Genomic DNA, 2,732 nt, shown 5'->3' on the forward strand with positions numbered 1-2,732 from the left:
CGATCATCGCCCGGATCGAGCGGATCGTGGACCTCGACGCGCCGCCGGCCCGCCTTCACGAGGATCCGGACAGCAAGGGCGCGATCGAGTGCCGGTGGTGCCCGGCGCGGGCGATCTGCCACGAGCGCGCGCCTGCGCGGCGCAATTGCCGGACGTGCCTGCACAGCGCGGTCAACGACGGCGCCCGATGGACCTGCACCCGCCACGCTCAGGTGCGCGGCTACGACGACCAGCAGGCCGGTTGCCTGAGCCACCGGTACCTGCCGGGCCTCGTCCCGGGTGAGCAGATCGACGCCGACCCCGAGGCGGAGACGGTCACCTATGCGATGCCGGACGGCCGCACCTGGATCGACGGGGGCGCCGCGTGCTGACGCTCCGCACCTATCAGCGCAATAGCCTCGATGCGCTGTACGACTACTGGAATGACGGCGGCGGCAACGGCCTGATCGTGTTGCCGACCGGCGCGGGCAAGGCGCTCGTTATCGCGGCCCTGATCCAGGAATTGCTCGGCGAATACCCGGATCTGCGCATCGCCTGTGTCACCCACACGAAGGAGCTGATCGAACAGAATTGCAAGGAGCTTCTGAGCTACTGGCCGGGCGCCCCCGCGGGCATCTACTCGGCTGGGCTCGGACGCCGGGACACCCGCAGCCGCGTCCTGTTCTGTGGGATCCAGAGCGTCTTCAACAAGGTCAACCGGATCGGCGCGGTCGACCTCGTCATCGTGGACGAGTGTCACCTAATCCCGCGATCGGCCGACACCTCGTACGGCCGCTTCATCCGCGACCTGCGCGCCCTGACGCCGGATATGCGGCTCGTCGGCCTGACGGCGACGCCGTACCGGCTCGACAGCGGTCGGCTCGACGAGGGTGACGAGCGGATCTTCGACGAGATCGTCTACGAGGCCAACGTCCGAGACCTGATCGAGGCGGGGTACCTGTCGCCCCTGGTCAGCAAAGCCACGCAGACTGCCCTCGACACCAGTGGCGTGGGCAAGCGCGGCGGCGACTTCATCCCAGGACAGCTCCAGGATGCGGTTAACCGCGCGGAGATCACCGAGGCGGCCGTGGCCGAGATGGTCGCGTACGGACGAGACCGCCGCGCGTGGCTGGCGTTCTGCGCCGGCATCGAGCACGCCGAGGCGGTCCGCGATGCGATTCGCGCCCACGGCGTCACCTGCGAGGCGGTGCACGGCGGGACACCGACCGGTCAGCGCGCGGCCTGGATCGGGGCGTATCGCGCGGGCCAGATCCGGTGCCTCACCAGCGTCGGCGTGCTGTCCACCGGGTTCAACGTGCCGGGGGTCGATCTGATTGCGCTGCTCCGGCCCACCCAGAGTACCGGCCTCTACGTCCAGCAGGTCGGCCGAGCCCTGCGTCTGCCCCCCGGGAAGGCTGACGCGCTGATCCTGGACTATGCCGGCAACGTCGCACGCCATGGTCCAATCGACAGCATCACGGCCCGCGGCGCGCCGAAGGCCAAGAAGGCCAAGGACGAGGACGAGCCGCTCCGCGCCAAGGCGTGCCCGGACTGTGCCAGCCTGATGGCGCTAAACGTCCGGGCGTGCACGGTGTGCGGACACGAGTGGCCGCGCGACGAGAGCCCGAAGCACGAGGCTGCTGCCGACGCGCAGCACGCGATCCTGTCGACTGGGCCTGCATTGACTTGGCTCGACGTGACCGAGGTGACCTACCACCGGCACAAGAAGACCGGGAAGCCGGATTCGCTCCGCGTCGAGTTCCGGTGTGGGATCGCCGTGCACAAGCACTGGGTCCACCTCGAACGCAGTGGCCCCATGCTCGGGCAAGCCGTGCGGTGGTGGCGCCGGATGGGTGGGGGAGATGACCCGCCGGCGTCGGTGACCGAGGCCCTGGCACGCGCCGACGCGGACCTCGTCTGGCCGCATCAGATCCAGCTGCGCAAGCGCGAACAGTACCTCGACGTCGTCGACTACCGGTTCGCCGCGGAGGGGGACTGGTCCGCGCACGCTGTCCGGCACGAGGAGGCTGCATGAAGCCCCTCAACAACAGTGAATCGTGCTTCGTCTGCCGCCGCCGCGCCTGTGGGCTAGGGGTCGGAAAGGACCGCCGGATCGGCTGGACCTGCCAGATCTGCGCCGACGAAGGCCTCGGGCTGAAGGCTTACAAGATGAACCCTGCGGACTTCGACGCTTACGAGCGGGCTGCCCTGGTCCTCGCCGGCAACGCGGCGGGCGCCTACCTCGACCGGCTTGGCCGAACCGATCTCGCCGCCCTCCACCCCGAAGAGTGGCAAGAATTCTGCCGCCGCCTCGTCACGGGCTTCGGCGAGGCGATCCAGGATCAGATCCGGATGGCGCCCCCGACCATGGGAGGTCGGTGATGGCCAGTTTCGGATTCACGTTCGACCCCGCCAAGATCCTGCCGCGCAGCGGCTACGCGGATCTGCCCGACTTTCCGGCCATCGCCCAAGTCAAGACGATGCGGCAGTGGGTGTGCTGGCGGTACGAGGATCGCGGTGGACCGAAGCCGACCAAGGTGCCGTATCAGCCGCGGAGCGGGTTCAAAGCGTCCGCCTCTAATCCCCAGCATTGGGGCACCTACGCTGAGGCGGTGACGCGCGCGCAGCGCGGACACACGGATGGCGGCCCGTTCAACGGGGTCGGCTTCTGCCTGTCCGAGAACGACGACCTCACGGGGATCGACCTTGACGGTTGCCGTGATCCGAACACCGGCGACCTGTCCCCGCTGGCG

Annotated in this window: 3 protein-coding genes and 1 pseudogene; all 4 read left to right on the plus strand. The window is 68.9% G+C overall.

Features of this window, described 5'->3' with window-relative positions:
* Window positions 1–371, plus strand: a pseudogene (locus I53_RS33760) (oxidoreductase); the annotation flags it as partial.
* Window positions 365–2,014 carry a DEAD/DEAH box helicase gene (locus I53_RS06565; protein ID WP_051044703.1) on the plus strand — a complete coding sequence of 550 codons (1,650 nt, stop codon included), beginning with the start codon at window positions 365–367 and terminating at the stop codon, window positions 2,012–2,014. The pseudogene I53_RS33760 and the gene I53_RS06565, both read left to right, overlap by 7 nt.
* Window positions 2,011–2,361, plus strand: coding sequence for a DUF6511 domain-containing protein (locus tag I53_RS06570; protein ID WP_043348125.1), 351 nt, complete (start codon window positions 2,011–2,013; stop codon window positions 2,359–2,361). The genes I53_RS06565 and I53_RS06570 overlap by 4 nt, the downstream gene beginning before the upstream one ends.
* Window positions 2,358–2,732, plus strand: a 375-nt coding sequence (locus tag I53_RS06575; RefSeq protein ID WP_210161568.1) for a hypothetical protein, incomplete at its 3' end; no start/stop codon positions are given. The genes I53_RS06570 and I53_RS06575, both read left to right, overlap by 4 nt.

Source organism: Methylobacterium sp. B1, from assembly GCF_000333255.1.
Classification (GTDB): Bacteria; Pseudomonadota; Alphaproteobacteria; order Rhizobiales; family Beijerinckiaceae; genus Methylobacterium; species Methylobacterium fujisawaense.